The organism is Pseudomonas sp. KBS0707 (assembly GCF_005937945.2).
GTDB classification, from domain to species: Bacteria; Pseudomonadota; Gammaproteobacteria; order Pseudomonadales; family Pseudomonadaceae; genus Aquipseudomonas; species Aquipseudomonas amygdali.
The window spans coordinates 1,165,331-1,180,258 of record NZ_CP041754.1; the positions used below are offsets into that span (position 1 = coordinate 1,165,331).

A 14,928-nucleotide genomic window follows, 5' to 3' on the forward strand; every position below is an offset into this window, starting at 1 on the left:
GGAAGCCGCAGATGGGTCTGCGGCATCATGAGTAGGCATCAGGACAGCGTGTCGGCCTGTATCGCCGTCAGTGCGATGGTATAGACGATGTCATCCACCTGTGCGCCACGTGGCAGGTCGTTCACCGGCTTGCGCAGGCCTTGCAGCATCGGGCCAAGGCTTACACAGTCGGCACTGCGTTGCACCGCCTTGTAAGTGGTATTGCCAGTATTGAGGTCCGGGAACACGAACACGTTGGCACGTCCTGCCACCGGGCTGTCCGGAGCCAGCTGTCGGGCGACATGTTCGTTGGCGGCCGCATCATACTGCAGCGGCCCGTCGATCAATAGATCGCGCCGGGTTTCCCGTGCCAGTTGCGTTGCTTCGCGGACCTTCTCCACTTCTTCGCCGCTGGCCGAGTTGCCGCTGGAATAGCTGATCATCGCTACCCGTGGCGAAATGCCGAACGCAGTGGCTGAGTCGGCGCTTTGCAAGGCGATCTCGGACAGCTCGCTGGCACTCGGATGCGGGTTCATGATGCAGTCGCCGTACATCAGCACCTGCTCGGGGAACAGCATGAAAAATACCGAAGACACCAGCGTGCAGCCCGGCGCGGTCTTGATCAGTTGCAGGGCAGGCCGGATGGTGTTGGCGGTGGAGTGAATGACGCCCGATACCAGCCCGTCGACTTCGTCCAGCGCCAGCATTACGGTGCCGATGACCACCGGGTCTTCGAGCTGTTGCTCGGCCATGGGCGCGTTCAGGCTTTTGTTTTTGCGCAGTTCCACCATTGGCGCAACATAGCGCTCGCGAATCAGCTCCGGGTCAAGAATCTCCAGCCCCGGTGGCAGCTCGATACCGTGTGCCTGAGCCACGGCCTGCACCTCCTCGGGTCTGGCCAGTAACACACAGCGCGCGATACCGCGCGCCTGGCAGATGGCTGCCGCCTGAATGGTCAGCGGTTCGTTGCCTTCGGGCAGGACAATACGCTTGTTGGCTGCCTGCGCTCGCTGGATCAGTTGATAGCGAAACACGGCAGGCGACAGGCGCAACTCGCGGGGTGTTCCGCAGCGCTGGTGCAGCCAGCCGGCGTCCAGATGGCCGGCCACGAAATCGGTGATGTTTTCCGCGCGCTCGCGGTCATCGATGGGGATTTCCTTGTTTAACTGATTGAGCCGGTTTGCCGTGTCATAGGAACCGCTGCTGACCGACAGCACAGGCAGACCGGCCTGGAATGCACCTCGGCACAGTTCCATGATGCGCGGGTCGGGCACGGTATCGCTGGTCAGCAACAGGCCCGCCAGCGGTACGCCATTTATTGCGGCCAGGCTCACTGCCAGAATGATGTCGTCACGGTCGCCCGGCGTCACGACCAACACGCCCGGCTTGAGCAGTGGAACGGTATTGAGCACCGTTCGGGCACAGATAATGATTCTGGACATGCGCCGCTGATCGTAATCGCCTGCGTTGAGTACCTGCGCGCCCAGCAATTCGGCCACATCACGAGTGCGCGGGGCATTGAGTTCAGCACGATAGGGAATGCAGCCCAGCAGTCGGAAATCGCCACTGCGCAGCAGTGGAGAGTGCTCTTTCAGGCGAGAAGAGAAGACTTCCATGCTCTCTTCGGTGCGCACCTTGTTGAGTATCACACCCAGCACCTTCGGGTCCTTGGGGCCACCAAACAGCTGGGCCTGCAATTCGACCCTGCCCGACAGCTCTGCAAGCACTTCGTTTTCCGGGGCAGAGACCAGAATGACGTCAGCATCCAGGCTCTTGGCCAGATGCAGATTGACCCGCGCGGCATAGCTCGCGCTGCGGGTCGGGACCATGCCTTCGACCACCAGCACGTCCTTGCCGACAGCTGCCTGTTGATAAAGATTGATGATCTCTTCGAGCAGTTCATCCAGTTGACCATCGCCGAGCATGCGCTCGACATGCGCCAGCCCCAGAGGCTTGGGCGGCTTCAGGCCGTGGGTGCGGGCCATCAGTTCAGTCGAGCGCTCGGGGCCCAGATCGCCGGGGTGCGGCTGGGCAATCGGTTTGAAAAAACCTACTTTCAAGCCTGCGCGCTCCAGTGTGCGCACCAGGCCCAGGCTGATAGAGGTCAACCCCACGCCGAAGTCAGTGGGGGCGATAAAAAAAGTCTGCATACTGGCTTCTCGATTGAGCAGTGCAAGGGTCGCAGCACATAGGGAACAGCTGCTGACCAAAAAAGTCCGGAAATCGTCTAACGCGATTTCTCTGCGGCAAGACTATCGTTATCTGCGGCGTTAGCACACCAGCCGCAGCGAAAGGCCTGACCTGTCATCTGTTGGCGTTTTATCGGGTCAAGAACCCAGGCTCGCGACTGCCATGGCGGCTGATGGCGCAGGTGCTGAGTGTGGCCGCAGGACAGCAGGGCAATCCAGTGCCCTTCTTGATCCTGTTGCAAGTTGAGAACAGTTGAACCTTCCATTCTGGGCCGTTTGTCAGAGTTGCGTTCGCTTTCGGGCGATTGCTTGGTTAAACTTGCTCGTTCTTCAATCTTAAGCAAAAGGTCTTGTCCCCATGCCGATCGCCACCAATAAGGCTGTCTCCATTGACTATACCCTGACCAACGACGCTGGTGAGGTCATCGACAGCTCTGCCGGTGGTGCGCCGCTGGTTTACCTGCAAGGTGCAGGCAACATCATCCCGGGCCTGGAAAAGGCGCTGGAAGGCAAGGACGTCGGTGACGAGCTGAAGGTAGCCGTCGAGCCGGAAGATGCCTATGGTGAATACTCCGCCGAACTGGTCAGCACCCTGAGCGCCAGCATGTTCGAAGGTGTCGACAAACTCGAAGTCGGCATGCAGTTCCACGCATCCGGTCCGGACGGCGGCATGCAGATCGTGACCATCCGCGATCTGGACGGCGATGACGTTACTGTTGACGGCAACCACCCGCTCGCGGGCCAGCGCCTGAACTTCGACGTAAAGGTTGTGGCTATCCGCGATGCCAGTGAAGAAGAAATGGCTCACGGCCATGTTCACGGTGAAGGCGGTCATCAACACTGATTTGTGCTGCTAAGCTCAGGTCACTGAAAAGGCGCCCTGGCTGTTCTGCGATGACGACTTTCGTTACGCGTGCGGTCACGGTGCCTTTTTTCAGGTTGTGGCTTTGGGTTACTTGTTTCAAAAGGGGTTCTCATGAGTGCTTTTCACGACATCAAATTGAAAGCGCTGGGTGGTCAGGAACTGCCGATGGCGGGTTTCAAGAACAAAGTGGTTCTGGTGGTCAACGTCGCGTCCAAATGCGGGCTGACACCGCAATACGCAGCACTTGAAAACCTCTATCAGCAATACAAGGACAAGGGCCTGGAGATTCTCGGGCTGCCGTGCAACCAGTTTGCCGGGCAGGAACCGGGCAGCGAAAAAGAGATCGCCGAATTTTGCGAACTCAATTACGGCGTGACCTTTACGCTGGGTGAAAAACTCGACGTCAATGGCCCTGACCGGCATTCGCTTTATCGCCTGCTGGCTGGCGAAGGCGCCGAGTTTCCCGGGGATATCACCTGGAATTTCGAAAAGTTTCTGGTCGGCAAGAACGGTGGCGTGAGCGCGCGTTTCTCTCCGCGTACCGCACCGGATGATCCCGCAGTGATTCAGGCCATTGAAAAGGCCTTGGCACAAAGCTGATCACCTCGTCGAGGTAGCACCGGGTTAGCGTGTGCTCGCCCGGCTGTCTTGCGCCTTGGCGGCTTTTGCACTCAAATCAGCCAAATCAATAGTACTGGGCCAGCGCTGATGCCCAGCGATATTCTGCGCGCCTGATCCGGCGCTTGTCGCCGTAGTGCAACCATTTTTCCGGAGTTTCGCATGTCGGTAGAAGCCTTGTTTACGCCTTTCCGTCTGGGCAGCCTGGAATTGTCGTCGCGGGTGGTGATGGCACCCATGACCCGTTCGTTCTCGCCGGGACATGTACCCAACTCAAAGGTGATCGAGTACTACCGGCGTCGCGCGGCGGCAGGTGTCGGGCTGATTGTCACCGAAGGAACGACGGTCAACCACAAGGCTTCCAACGGCTACCCGAACGTTCCGCAGTTTTTTGGTGATGCGCCACTGGCGGGCTGGCGCAAGGTTGTTGAGGCGGTGCACGCAGAGGGTGGCAAGATCGTCCCGCAACTCTGGCACGTAGGTGCGGTTCGTCGTCCCGGTACCGAGCCGGACGGTAGCGTGCCTGCCTATGGGCCGATGGAGAAGGTCAAGGACGGTCAAGTGCTGGTGCATGGCATGAGCAAACAGGACATTGACGATGTTGTGGCCGCTTTTGCTCAGGCTGCTGTCGATGCCAAGGCGATTGGCATGGACGGTGTCGAAATTCATGGGGCCCACGGTTATCTGATTGATCAGTTCTTCTGGGAGGGCAGCAATCAGCGCAGTGACGAGTACGGTGGCAGCCTGGCCAAACGTTCGCGGTTTGCCATCGAGCTGATCAAGGCAGTGCGCGTCGCGGTAGGGGCGGACTACCCGATCATCTTCCGTTTCTCACAATGGAAACAGCAGGATTACACCGCACGTCTGGTGCAGACGCCTGAGGCGCTGGGCGAATTCCTGCAACCGCTGGCTGACGCCGGAGTGGATATCTTCCATTGCTCTACGCGTCGTTTCTGGGAACCCGAGTTTGAAGGCTCTGACCTGAACCTCGCAGGCTGGACGCGCAAACTGACCGGCAAACCGACCATTACCGTCGGCAGTGTCGGGCTGGACGGTGAGTTTCTGCAGTTCATGGTCAACACCGATAAGGTCGCACAGCCGGCCAGCCTGGAAAATCTGCTGAAGCGGCTGGGCAACGACGAGTTTGATCTGGTTGCGGTGGGACGTGCCTTGCTGGTCGACCCGGACTGGGCATTGAAAGTGCGTGAGGGACGCGAGCAGGATATCCTGCCATTCAGTCGAGAGGCACTGACGACACTGGTCTGATCTTCTTGGTAGCCACCTGCCTGGTCTCTTTGGCATTTACAGGTTTTTCGCCCGGGCAGGCCTCACGCAGTTGTCGTTCGAACTGATCGATGATCGCCGTCCAGCCCTGGCGACTGGCGTGTTGACGGGCATTGAGGCGCACCCGGCGCAACGTTTCGCTGTCTTCCAGCAACCAGCGTGCTGCGTCGATGAACGCCGCCTCGTCACCCGGCATGGCCAAGGCCCCATTGTGGCCATGACGAATATGCTGCCCGGCAGCGGCTTCGTCGTAAGCAACCACACCCAGCCCTGAGGCCAGCGCTTCAAGGACCACGTTGCCGAACGTTTCGGTCAGGCTGGGGAACAGAAACATATCTGCCGAGGCATAGTGCATGGCCAGCACTTCACCGCGTTGAGTGCCGCAGAAGATCGCATCCGGAATCTGCTGCTCAAGCTGCTGGCGCTGAGGCCCATCGCCGACAACAATCAGTTTGATATTACGTTGCGGGTAACTGTCCTTGAGCGTTTCGAAGCTGGCTTTGAGCAGGCCCAGGTTTTTCTCGGGTGCCAGGCGGCCGACGTGTATGACGCCGATATCACCCGCTTGCAGGCCCCAGCTTTCGCGCAGAGCCTGCGAACGCCTGGACGGGTTGAACATCTGGCTGTCCACGCCGCGAGACAACAACTCGATTCTTTCAAAGCCGCGCCGCTCCAGTTCCATCTTCTGGCTGATGCTCGGCACCAGCGTCATGCGCGAGCGGTTGTGGAACCAGCGCAGGTAGTGGGTCAGCAGCCGGGTGATAAAACCCATGCCGTATTGCTGCGTGTACTGTGGAAAGTTGGTGTGAAAGCCACTGATCACCGCTATACCCAGACGCCGCGCTGCCCGTAGCGCCGACAGCCCCAGCGGGCCTTCAGTGGCGATGTACAACACATCCGGTCGACGCCGCTGCCAGCGGCGCAGCAGTTTGTGCATCGAAGACTGACCCCATTGCAACCCTGGATAGCCCGGTATCGGCCAGCCCCGGCACAGCAATAGGTCTTCTGCGGCACCTGCATGGGTCTCGTCATTCTGGCGCGGCCGAACCAGCTCGACCCGGTGCCCGCGCAACCGCAACCCTTCACAAAGACGCCCCAGGGTATTGGCAACGCCGTTGATCTCGGGAATGAAGGTTTCAGTAATCAGGGTGACGTTAAGAATTTTGCTCATGGGAGCAGTTTCGGCTGGTTACATTTCGGTTATGTGGCAGTTGTGTGATGGATTGGTGATAGGACGCTGGGAGATAGGTTAGCGGACGTGAAAAAGCGCGTAGTAGCAAATAGGTAAATGGATCAATTGTAAAATGTTTTTATAAAAAAACATGATTAAGCATATTGACGTCCTACAAAAGTTTAAAAGATTTCCCAAAGGTGTGTAGTGCGCGCCAATAGGTGTTGATGTTAACGGTCTACCCGGTAATGTCTGGTTATCGAACTTAATGGTTCGTTAGCGCTGAGTTGGAAAGACTGAGTTTTCAGTTATTTCTGCTTATATCTATACTGGGAAATAAAATGAAATTTAATGACAAAAAGTTGAAGTGGAATTATTCGGCCTCAGGAATTGCTTTGGCGCTTTTAGCCTATTCAAATCTTGCACTGGCTGGAAACTATCAATCATCGGTCGCTTTGCCGGTTATTCATTCAAAAGGCTACATGCACACTGCCGCGCTGCCAGTAAGCAGGCATGTGCCGCCGGTGGCAACGATCAAAAATGTCAGTTGGAACTGGAACGTGGCGGGCTGGCCTCAAGGCCTTGAGGTCTATTTATGCCAAGGGGCCAGCGTGTGCCTTAACGTATCCCGCCAGCGAACGGGCTCCACAACTTTCTTTGGCAATCAATTGGCAAGTCGCACGTTTTATTACACGATGAAGATTGGAGAGACAGGAAGAGTCCCGGTGGCGGGACAGCAAGGAAGAATCACTGTCGATTGGTAATTTCACAGGCGCCCTCCCCTCGAGTGGGGAGGGCGCTCATGCTACCAATTAGCCATGTCTCGAAATGCTTTAGGAAGAGCGTCATTAAAGTTTAATATTTTCTCAAGGATTTTAGCTGTCGGCGTACCTTTCGAGTACTCCTCTTCATAAAGGGCTCTTCTCTCTTTATGCATCCAACCCTCTGTTTTCTGAAAGTAAGCGCTTGACTCGGGTGTTACGACTTTTCCAGTAGCACAGTAACGAATGACAGGATAATCAGATAAATCCACCGCTTCACCATTCAGTGAGTTATGAGCATATTGCGTGGCAAGGAAGCTTGCTTCCCTTGGGTCGTTTTCAGCCTGTGCCATCAACTTGTGCCTGAGCTCTCCCCCTCGCAGAATTGTATGAGGGGCTTCTTTTTCAAGGATGGTTTTTTGGAGCACGTTAGCGAAGATTCCAGGTGTCGATGTGGTGGTGAGCGGTGTTGTTTTTTGTCGTACTCCCAACGGCGTAACGTTCAAAAACGGCTTAGAGTTGATATAGGTCATTTCAACGGTCCTCTCTTAATTTCCATTGCTCTATGGCTCCTTTTGTCTAGACGCAACAGAGCAAGCGCAATGCCAATATTGAAATATTAGTTTGGTCCTACACGCTTGAGCCGAGTGGGCAGGGTGTTAATTTTTTTGGCCGACAGAGACGGACTACATGAAATTTTTTGAAACGCTGGCAACGTTTGTTTTTTAGCGGCAACCGCTTGCCGACTGTCAGATAGACGAGTTTGGTCATGGTTGTAAGGCTTGAGGTTTTTGTTTGTAGGAAGCTTCTTTGTAGCTATATTTTTTGCAGGGTTTTGATTCGTCTGATAACATCCGCTCTCTTTTCAAAGGGATATGAAATGTCAGATTTAATGTATGCGCCACCGAAAGCCAGCCTGGAAAAAGATGAAACGGACAGTAGAGGTCCGGAATTTTATGTCGTGTCTCTAAAGAAATTCTTCATTCTGTATCTTTTGACATCGGGCTTTTTCGCGATTCACTGGTTTTATCGAAACTGGTCGCTGAACAAGAAATTTTCAGGCAGTAAGGTGTGGCCCGCTGCGCGTGTGATCTTCGCCGTTATTTACGCCTTTCCACTATTTCGCACTGTGGACAAAAGTCTGCGGCGACAGGGGCGTGGTCACATGGCGTACTGGGCGATTAGCGGCTTGGTGTTGCTGGCATTGACTATTGCGGGGATGGTGCTTTCGCAAGGTGTTTCCGGGCATGTGCAATTCAAACCGGTCGGCGGCTGGCTGGTATGGGCGGTTCTGCTGGCCACTGCGCAAACATTTAATTTAATGCTGGTGCAGTCGAAGATGAATGCTGCGGCGCTTGATCCAGACGGAAGTACCAACTCAAAATTGACATGGGCCAATGGCCTATGGATTCTTGCCGGGTGTGCTATCTGGTTGATGAGTATACCGACCTACCTGAGACTGTCAGAAATTTTGTGTTCGGGCATAACATGTAGCTAGAGGTGCATGTATGCCGACCAAAAAGAAGTCCGCCAATGCAACAGCGAGGGAGTTGCCCTCGATTCCCCAAGAGCTGATCGAGCAGTTTGTTAAAGGCCCGATGAGCGCCGAAGCCATTCAAGACGCGTCCATGGCGTTCAAGAAGGCTCTGATCGAGCGTGCGCTAGGCGCCGAGCTGGGTCACCACCTTGGTTATCCTCAGGGCGCGGAGCGCCCTGAGGAGTCGACCAATCAGCGCAATGGCAAAAGCAGCAAGACGGTTCTGACCGACGACGGGCCGCTTCGCCTGGATATCCCCAGAGACCGCGATGGTAGCTTCGCCCCGATCCTGATTCCCAAGCACGAACGACGTTTTACAGGCTTCGACGACAAGATAATTGCCATGTACGCCCGGGGCATGACGGTGCGTGAGATCCGCGCTTTTCTATCTGAGCAGTATGGAACTGACGTGTCCCATGACTTCATCAGCTCAGTCACCGATGCGGTCATGGAAGAGGTGGGCGCTTGGCAGCAACGACCCTTGGAACCGATGTATCCGGTGATCTTCTTCGATGCGTTACGGGTCAAAATCCGGGACGAGGGGTTAGTGTGCAACAAGGCTATTTATCTGGCGCTGGGGGTATTACCTGATGGCACGCGCGACATTCTGGGTATATGGATCGAGAGCACCGAGGGTGCCAAGTTTTGGATGAAGGTGTTCAACGACCTCAAGACTCGTGGCGTTGAAGATGTTCTGATCGCCGTCACGGATGGCCTCAAAGGAATACCGGAGGCGTTGGGGGCGGTTTTTCCTGCCACGACGCTGCAAACCTGCATCGTGCATCTGATCCGCAACAGCTTGGACTATGCCGCTTGGGATAAACGTCGGGCACTGGCCAAAGCACTCAAGCCGATCTACCAGGCGATCAATGCCGATGTGGCTGAGCAAGAGCTTAACGCCTTTGAAGCGGGCCCCTGGGGCAAGCAGTATCCGACTGTAGTTGCTGCATGGCGTCGCGCCTGGGATCGGGTTATACCGTTTTTTGTTTTTCCGGCGGGCATTCGCAAAGTGGTTTACACGACCAATGCCATCGAGAGCATCAATGCCCAGTTACGCAAGATCATCAAGACTCGAGGGCACTTCCCGACCGATGAGGCTGCGACGAAACTGATATGGCTTGGGTTGCGCAACATCACCGCCAACTGGGGTCATGCGGCACACGACTGGAAAGTGGCAATGAATCAATTTGCGATCCTGTACGGAGACCGATTTACCAGACCGAGCTGGTAAAACAAGGGCCTGCCTGACGGCAGGCCCTAACCAGCCCGAACACAAAAAAACTGATACTCCCACCTACCTCTGCGTCTGCTGCAGCGTAGATGCTACTGACGCCAATTGAAGTGCCGAACAGATCATCCATTATCTATTCGGCACTCTTTCAGGCTTTGTCGTCACTCAGCCAGTCAATCAGAGTAATCAGCCCAGGTCATTGACCAGTTGGCCGATCACTTCACCTACCTTGGCTAGGTCCGGCGCAGCCAGGCGATGTTCATCGGCATATGAATACGCCACGGTGAACAGGCCTGCGGTGCGAGTAGAGTAGGACGGAGCGTCTTTCTCGAAAACACGGTTGGCTGCCTCGGCAGTCAGGGAGCTGGAACTGATGACCAAACGTTCTTCCGGGTTGTTTACGCCGTTGATGTAAACGTTGTCTGGATTGATCGACCATTCGGCCAGTTCACTGACCAGAAACGCACGAATCTTTTCTTCGACTGTGGCGTTTTCAGCGGCAAATGCTGCAGGGTTTACTGGAGTATTCATGATTTAACTTCCTTGTTAAGTTCATGTGTCGCATGTTCGATGGAAGCAGACTTCACATGAACGGGTTTGTTGAGGCTCTATTGAGCCTCAGTCGAAAGAGCCTTGTGCGGTAAATATATATAGCGAGTGATTTTTTTCAGATAGTCCGGGCCGTGTTGCGCGGCCCGGCAATGTTTCGGGGTTCAGCCCCGTGCCTGCGTCACCGGCAACGCATCCGCCCCGCGCTCGCGCACCCAGAACAATGTCGCACCGGCCACTGCGGCGGGCATCATCAGCAGGTTGACCACTGGTATCAGCAAGGCGACGTAGACAATGCCGCCGAAGCTCAGGCTTTGCCAGCGCTTGCTTTTCAGCCAGCCGAGCATTTCGTTCCAGCCTAGTTTGTGGTTGTCGGCGGGGTAGTCAATGTACTGGATCGCCATCATCCAGACGCCGAACAACAGCCACAGCGGAGCGGCGATGATGTTGGCCACAGGGATGAACGACAGAATGAACAGCCCGAGCATGCGCGGCAACATATAGCCAAGCTTGCGGGCTTCGCGGGCCAGGGTGCGTGGCACCATAGCCACCAGTTCGGCCCAGCTGAAATCCGGTGAATCGTCCACGCCACGAACCACGGCTTCGACTTTTTCGGAGAGAAACCCGTTAAACGGCGCGGCGATGATGTTGGCGACCACGGTGAAGGTGAAAAACACCATCAGCAGGACCAGCACCACGAACAGCGGCCAGAGGATATAGCTGAGAAAGCTCAGCCAGTGAGGGAGCGTAGGCATGAAGGTGTCGACCCACAGCTCGAACTGGTGCACCGCCAGATAGATCAGGCCGCAGAACAACACCACATTGATGCTCAAGGGCAGCAGGACGAACAATCGCAAACCAGGACTGAGGACCAGGTTCAGTCCCTCTTTGAGGTATTGCGGGCCGGTAAGGGCGGGCGCGGGCATGGCAGTCTCCAGGTGCTTGAAAGGCGTGACCTTACCGGCTTTGTGATGGTCATGAAAGAGCGGAGAGCCGACGGTTTTTGAGCATGTCAGACTTGTGGCGTATCCTTGGCGACGAAGAATATCCGGATGGCGCCGCTTTCAAGCGCCCGCGCTATAGAAGTGACCTATAGGGTGGATTGTGAAACGATATTTCCTTAACCTCTGCGGCCCCGATAGGCTGTTCGGCAATCTAGGACCTGTCCTTCAGGTCAGAATTTTCAGGACCTGCCGAACCAAACGACGCTTCCCCAAGCGTTTCGGTGGTCCTTTTTATCCAGCCGTCCCGACCGCGGCGTAAACGGTCGGTCGATAGGAGTGTGTCATGTCAGACGTACGTCATTCCCGAGTGATCATTCTCGGTTCCGGCCCTGCCGGTTATAGCGCTGCGGTCTACGCCGCTCGCGCCAACCTCAAGCCTCTGCTGATCACCGGCATGCAGGCTGGCGGCCAATTGACCACGACTACAGAAGTTGATAACTGGCCTGGCGACCCGCACGGTCTGACCGGTCCGGCGCTGATGGAGCGTATGCGTGAGCATGCCGAGCGTTTCGAGACTGAAATCGTCTTCGACCACATCAACTCCGTTGATCTGGCCGGCAAGCCGTTCAGCCTTCAGGGCGATAGCGCAACCTACACCTGCGATGCACTGATCATCGCCACCGGTGCCAGCGCCCGTTACCTGGGCCTGCCTTCGGAAGAAGCGTTCATGGGCAAGGGGGTTTCTGCCTGCGCCACATGCGATGGCTTCTTCTACCGCAACCGTGAAGTCGCGGTAGTCGGTGGCGGTAACACGGCGGTGGAAGAAGCGCTGTATCTGGCCAACATCGCCAGCAAGGTGACTCTGGTTCACCGTCGCGAAACCTTTCGCGCCGAGAAGATCCTGATCGACAAGCTGCACGCACGTGTCGCCGAAGGCAAGATCGAGCTCAAGCTCAATGCCACGCTGGACGAGGTATTGGGTGACAACATGGGCGTGACCGGTGCGCGTCTGAAGAACAATGACGGGACCAGTGACGAGCTGAAAGTCGACGGCGTATTCATCGCCATCGGCCACACGCCGAACACCTCGCTGTTCGAAGGGCAACTGGCTTTGAAAGATGGCTACATGGTTGTGCACGGTGGCCGTGAAGGCAATGCGACTGCTACCAGCGTTGAAGGTGTATTCGCGGCCGGTGATGTGGCTGACCACGTATACCGTCAGGCCATCACCTCGGCTGGTGCAGGCTGTATGGCGGCACTGGACGTCGAGCGTTATCTGGACGGTCTGGCAAACGCCACGTTCTGATTGGCGTCCCTCCAGGCCTCTGCAACCAGGTTCTCGTGCCAATTCGTTGGCACGAAAACCTGTCAGATCAAGCCTTGCGCTTGAGCGGCTCGCCTTCGAATTTCACACCTGCCAGCCCATACTCGATCAGCGCACGGATATTGCCGTGGTCGCTGCCTTCAGGTGTGGCTTGCACCGAGCGGTAGTGCTCGCCAAATGCCAACAGTGCCTCTTCATCGCTCAAACCTTCCAGCAATGCCAGACCTAGCGTCTTGCAAGACCCTTCGTTTTGCCCGGCAGCATTGTCGACGGCGCCGTTTCTGAACGGCTGAGGCTGATAATCGTAACCTTCTGCGATAAAGGCCAGGGTATCAGCGAACACATGCTCGCCGCTGCGCAGGCTGGTGCGCAGGGAGTTCAGATCAGTCATGTTTGGGTTCCTTGGCGAACGCCGCCTGTTGTTCGGCGTTTGCTTCTTTCTGGTATTGAGCTTTCCACTCGCTGTACGGCATGCCGTAAACCACCTCGCGAGCATCATCGAGGCTGATGTCGATGTGCTTTTCATCGGCGGCGGCCTTGTACCACTTGGACAGGCAGTTACGGCAGAAACCGGACAGGTTCATCAGGTCGATGTTCTGGACATCCTTGCGGCTGTCCAGATGCGCGACCAGGCGACGGAATGCTGCAGCTTCGAGTTCGAGGCGTTCTTGCTCGGTCATGACGGGCTCTTTTCAATAGACGGTTCGCGTCATGATAAGAGTTTCAGCGTTGACCGGCGAGCGTGATCGATACCGATTCGGCAAAGCGCAGCGCATGCGGCTTGTCGACTTCCACTTCTGCGTAGGTCACGGCCTTGTGGCTCATCACCAGGTCCAGCACTTCCTGCGTCAGTCTTTCCAGCAGAGCGAAGCGGTTGCCCTCGACATGCTGAATGATGGCCTTGGTGATGGTGCGATAGTTGAGAGCATGCTCGATGTCGTTGTCGCGAACGGCTTCCTGTGCGGCGTAGAGAATAGTCAGATTGATCAGCACATCCTGCTTGTTGACGATTTCGTCTTCGTTGATACCGATATATGTACGCAGGCGCAAGTCCTTGACCCGGATGCGCGCGGTGCCAGGTTCGAGTCTTGCCATTATTGTCTGCTCCGTCCGATCAATTGCAGAAACTCCATGCGGGTGGTGCTCGAGTCACGGAATGCCCCCAGCATCACTGAAGTGTTCATGGTCGAATTCTGTTTTTCGACACCGCGCATCATCATGCACATGTGCTTTGCCTCGATGACCACGGCTACACCTGCCGCCCCCGTGACTTGCTGAATGGCATCGGCAATCTGCTTGGTCAGATTTTCCTGAATCTGCAGGCGGCGGGCAAACATGTCCACAATGCGCGCGATCTTCGACAGGCCCAGCACTTTGCCGGTAGGGATATAAGCCACATGCGCCTTGCCTATGAATGGCAACAGGTGGTGCTCGCAGAGTGAATACAGCTCGATATTCTGGACAATGACCATCTCATCATTGTCGGATGCGAACAGGGCGCCATTGACGATTTCGTCAACGCTCTGGGTGTAGCCGTGACACAGATACTGCATCGCTTTGGAAGCGCGTTTCGGGGTGTCCAGAAGGCCTTCGCGGTCTGGATCTTCACCAAGGCCGAGCAGAATGTCTCGATAGTGCTGGGGCAGGGACGAACTCATCAGAATGTTCCTCGGGGCGGCTTACTTGACGTGCCGTCCGCCGTTTACGGTCAGTGTTGTGCCGGTGACATAGGTGCTGTCCAGAAGGTAACGCAGGCTCTGGTAGATCACTTCTGCACCAGGCTCTATGCCCAGAGCCGATTTGGCCAGGGCGTTGGCGCGGTAGGCCGCATCGTCCTTGGGTTGAAACATCAACAGCGCCGGTGCTATGCCGTTGACTTTGACAAGAGGGGCGAACCGGGCAGCGAAGGACAGCGTCAGGCTTTCCAGGCCGGCCTTGGTTGCACAGTACGCGATGTGCTTGCTGCTGCCCTTGCGGGTCACGTCATCGCTGATATGCACGATGTCAGCGACTTCACTGGCGGTCAGCAACGGCTCACAGTGCAGATTGATCAGGTAGGGTGCCAGCATATGTACGCTGAACATACGCGTGAAGTTATCCGCTTCCTCGCCCGGGGTTTCTGCCAGCCACTCGGATGCATTGTGTACAACGGCACGCAGGCTTGAAGTCTGGGTTTTCAGTAGATCAATGAACGCCATGATCCCGGTTTCGCACGAAAAATCGCCGTAGAGGGCCACCGCTCCGGCCTGGCGCAGTTCCGTCACGCTTGCGTGTTCAGTGCGATAACTGATGATAACCCGATGCCCATGCTCAAGCAGTCGCAAGGCGCAATGCAGGCCTACGCGCTGGCTGGCTCCGGTGATCAGAATCGGTGCAGAAGATAATGTCATCGACAGCTCACGTATCGGTTATCCACAGTGGTCGGGGATTGTACGGTCGATTGCTTCTTCCGGTTTACAGGCAAAGTTATACCAGA

At 56.1% G+C, this 14,928-nt stretch carries 18 protein-coding genes; 7 read left to right on the forward strand and 11 right to left on the reverse strand.

The genetic code is table 11. The features are described from left to right. Nucleotides 1-38: 38 nt before the first annotated feature. Nucleotides 39-2,129, reverse strand: coding sequence for a phosphate acetyltransferase (gene pta, locus FFH21_RS05455; protein ID WP_002552203.1), 2,091 nt, complete (start codon nt 2,127-2,129; stop codon nt 39-41). Nucleotides 2,130-2,206: 77 nt separating this feature from the next. After that, nucleotides 2,207-2,512: a DUF3565 domain-containing protein gene (locus tag FFH21_RS05460; RefSeq protein ID WP_011167880.1), complete on the reverse strand. Its 306-nt coding sequence runs from the start codon at nt 2,510-2,512 to the stop codon at nt 2,207-2,209. Nucleotides 2,513-2,526: 14 nt separating this feature from the next. On the opposite strand from FFH21_RS05460, the gene FFH21_RS05465 reads away from it, so the two are divergent. From FFH21_RS05465 to FFH21_RS05475, 3 genes are all read left to right on the forward strand, one after another. Next, nucleotides 2,527-3,012, forward strand: coding sequence for a peptidylprolyl isomerase (locus FFH21_RS05465; protein WP_011167881.1), 486 nt, complete (start codon nt 2,527-2,529; stop codon nt 3,010-3,012). 132 nt (nt 3,013-3,144) lie between these two features. Continuing rightward, nucleotides 3,145-3,633 carry a glutathione peroxidase gene (locus tag FFH21_RS05470; protein ID WP_002552206.1) on the forward strand — a complete coding sequence of 163 codons (489 nt, stop codon included), beginning with the start codon at nt 3,145-3,147 and terminating at the stop codon, nt 3,631-3,633. Nucleotides 3,634-3,813: 180 nt separating this feature from the next. Continuing rightward, nucleotides 3,814-4,917 (forward strand): NADH:flavin oxidoreductase, encoded by a 1,104-nt coding sequence (locus tag FFH21_RS05475; protein WP_011167882.1) that lies wholly within the window; start codon nt 3,814-3,816, stop codon nt 4,915-4,917. On the opposite strand, the gene FFH21_RS05480 is transcribed toward FFH21_RS05475, so the two are convergent. Further along, nucleotides 4,886-6,106 (reverse strand): glycosyltransferase family 1 protein, encoded by a 1,221-nt coding sequence (locus FFH21_RS05480; protein WP_005746186.1) that lies wholly within the window; start codon nt 6,104-6,106, stop codon nt 4,886-4,888. The genes FFH21_RS05475 and FFH21_RS05480 overlap by 32 nt on opposite strands. Before the next feature lie 341 nt (nt 6,107-6,447). Here FFH21_RS05480 and FFH21_RS05485 point away from each other — a divergent pair, with 341 nt between their 5' ends. Next, nucleotides 6,448-6,870, forward strand: a complete 423-nt coding sequence (locus FFH21_RS05485) for a flagellar protein FlhE (RefSeq protein ID WP_230383613.1) — start codon at nt 6,448-6,450, stop codon at nt 6,868-6,870. A gap of 41 nt (nt 6,871-6,911) precedes the next feature. On the opposite strand, the gene FFH21_RS05490 is transcribed toward FFH21_RS05485, so the two are convergent. Then, the gene (locus FFH21_RS05490) at nt 6,912-7,400 is read right to left on the reverse strand and encodes a hypothetical protein (RefSeq protein WP_041924457.1); all 489 of its coding nucleotides are present in this window, start codon (nt 7,398-7,400) and stop codon (nt 6,912-6,914) included. A 347-nt stretch (nt 7,401-7,747) separates the two neighbouring features. Here FFH21_RS05490 and FFH21_RS05495 point away from each other — a divergent pair, with 347 nt between their 5' ends. Both FFH21_RS05495 and FFH21_RS05500 read left to right on the forward strand, forming a co-directional pair. Further along, nucleotides 7,748-8,365, forward strand: a complete 618-nt coding sequence (locus FFH21_RS05495; protein WP_011167885.1) for a hypothetical protein — start codon at nt 7,748-7,750, stop codon at nt 8,363-8,365. A 10-nt stretch (nt 8,366-8,375) separates the two neighbouring features. Then, entirely contained in the window at nt 8,376-9,635 is a 1,260-nt protein-coding gene (locus tag FFH21_RS05500; protein ID WP_004666928.1) for an IS256-like element ISPsy17 family transposase, read from the forward strand. 186 nt (nt 9,636-9,821) lie between these two features. On the opposite strand, the gene FFH21_RS05510 is transcribed toward FFH21_RS05500, so the two are convergent. Next, complete coding sequence (locus FFH21_RS05510) at nt 9,822-10,166, reverse strand: hypothetical protein (protein ID WP_004659963.1); 345 nt, start codon at nt 10,164-10,166, stop codon at nt 9,822-9,824. A 182-nt stretch (nt 10,167-10,348) separates the two neighbouring features. Continuing rightward, entirely contained in the window at nt 10,349-11,110 is a 762-nt protein-coding gene (gene cysZ / locus FFH21_RS05515) for a sulfate transporter CysZ (protein WP_011167887.1), read from the reverse strand. A gap of 361 nt (nt 11,111-11,471) precedes the next feature. Here cysZ and trxB point away from each other — a divergent pair, with 361 nt between their 5' ends. Beyond that, nucleotides 11,472-12,434 (forward strand): thioredoxin-disulfide reductase, encoded by a 963-nt coding sequence (gene trxB / locus FFH21_RS05520; RefSeq protein ID WP_004659967.1) that lies wholly within the window; start codon nt 11,472-11,474, stop codon nt 12,432-12,434. Nucleotides 12,435-12,501: 67 nt separating this feature from the next. On the opposite strand, the gene FFH21_RS05525 is transcribed toward trxB, so the two are convergent. From FFH21_RS05525 to folM, 5 genes are read right to left on the reverse strand one after another with little or no spacing between them, the layout of a single operon-like run. Next, complete coding sequence (locus tag FFH21_RS05525) at nt 12,502-12,843, reverse strand: HopJ type III effector protein (RefSeq protein ID WP_005733208.1); 342 nt, start codon at nt 12,841-12,843, stop codon at nt 12,502-12,504. Then, nucleotides 12,836-13,132, reverse strand: a complete 297-nt coding sequence (locus FFH21_RS05530; RefSeq protein ID WP_002552213.1) for a DUF1244 domain-containing protein — start codon at nt 13,130-13,132, stop codon at nt 12,836-12,838. The genes FFH21_RS05525 and FFH21_RS05530 overlap by 8 nt, the downstream gene beginning before the upstream one ends. Nucleotides 13,133-13,175: 43 nt before the next feature. Further along, nucleotides 13,176-13,547, reverse strand: coding sequence for a dihydroneopterin triphosphate 2'-epimerase (gene folX / locus FFH21_RS05535; protein WP_002552214.1), 372 nt, complete (start codon nt 13,545-13,547; stop codon nt 13,176-13,178). After that, nucleotides 13,547-14,110 (reverse strand): GTP cyclohydrolase I FolE, encoded by a 564-nt coding sequence (folE, locus tag FFH21_RS05540; RefSeq protein WP_004659974.1) that lies wholly within the window; start codon nt 14,108-14,110, stop codon nt 13,547-13,549. Before folE ends, folX begins: the two co-directional genes overlap by 1 nt. Nucleotides 14,111-14,131: 21 nt before the next feature. Then, nucleotides 14,132-14,842 (reverse strand): dihydromonapterin reductase, encoded by a 711-nt coding sequence (folM, locus tag FFH21_RS05545; RefSeq protein WP_002552216.1) that lies wholly within the window; start codon nt 14,840-14,842, stop codon nt 14,132-14,134. Nucleotides 14,843-14,928: the final 86 nt, after the last annotated feature.